Origin of the sequence: Acinetobacter sp., assembly GCF_036666595.1 — a bacterium.
Taxonomy (GTDB): Bacteria; Pseudomonadota; Gammaproteobacteria; order Pseudomonadales; family Moraxellaceae; genus Acinetobacter.
On sequence record NZ_JAVWVO010000060.1, the window covers coordinates 1 to 824 of the forward strand.

Sequence of the window (824 nt, forward strand, 5' to 3'; positions counted from 1 at the left end):
GCATTCTAATTAAACAACCACTTCATGCCTTTAACCACCGTAGAAATATCATTACAAACCTCTGCATTACACGCTGAAAGTTGCCCACCATTGGCAAACGATGTTTCCATAGCAGCATATAAATGTTTATCAATCACGGTAACTTTATAACCCAGTTTTGCCAACTCATAGGCAGAAGTAACACCGGTAATTCCCGATCCAATCACGACAATATGACACATACGACACTCCCTTGAAATGTACTGGCATTTCTATGAGCCCCATCTGTCATTGGTACCTGAGAGCTTCGATCTTGACGCTAAAAATTTCAACGCCGACCATCCCCTTCGGTGAGCATATTTTATATGCTTCTCTCCAGATTTTTAAAATTATTACAGTCCTTTTGCCTGAGAGTTTCCGGGGTCGTTGCTCCTTCGGCGTGTTCACAGAAGAACATCTCTCCTGCAATAATTGCTTACTCTAATATGAGCAATTTTTATACCATTTGCGAACACTAAATTAATTAAATTTGTTAACCAATTCAATCCTAAAAAATACATATAAATATTAAATACTTAAAACATCTTTTTGATTTTTTAATAGCTTTGTAAAAATTACACTCCAGCACTTATATTGAAGTTTAATAGGGCTAAAAATATTTTAAGAGCTACAAATGATTTGCAAAGCATCCAAAAAGAGCAATTTGCTGAAATAATAGCAATTTTGTTTTTTGTTTGAGCACCGTCCAATATTTTTCTATTGAATTAAACTCAGAAGAATAAGGTGGTAAATCAATTAAAAAACAACCTTATGCTTCTACAATCTGTCTTATATTTCTACCTGAG

At 34.6% G+C, this 824-nt stretch carries 1 pseudogene and 1 riboswitch; the pseudogene reads right to left on the reverse strand.

Annotation, left to right across the window (positions count from 1 at the left end):
• Nucleotides 1-14 precede the first annotated feature (14 nt).
• Nucleotides 15-221, reverse strand: a pseudogene (locus RR876_RS16725) (FAD-dependent oxidoreductase); the annotation flags it as partial.
• A 143-nt stretch (nucleotides 222-364) separates the two neighbouring features.
• Nucleotides 365-454: riboswitch (glycine riboswitch) on the reverse strand.
• Nucleotides 455-824: the final 370 nt, after the last annotated feature.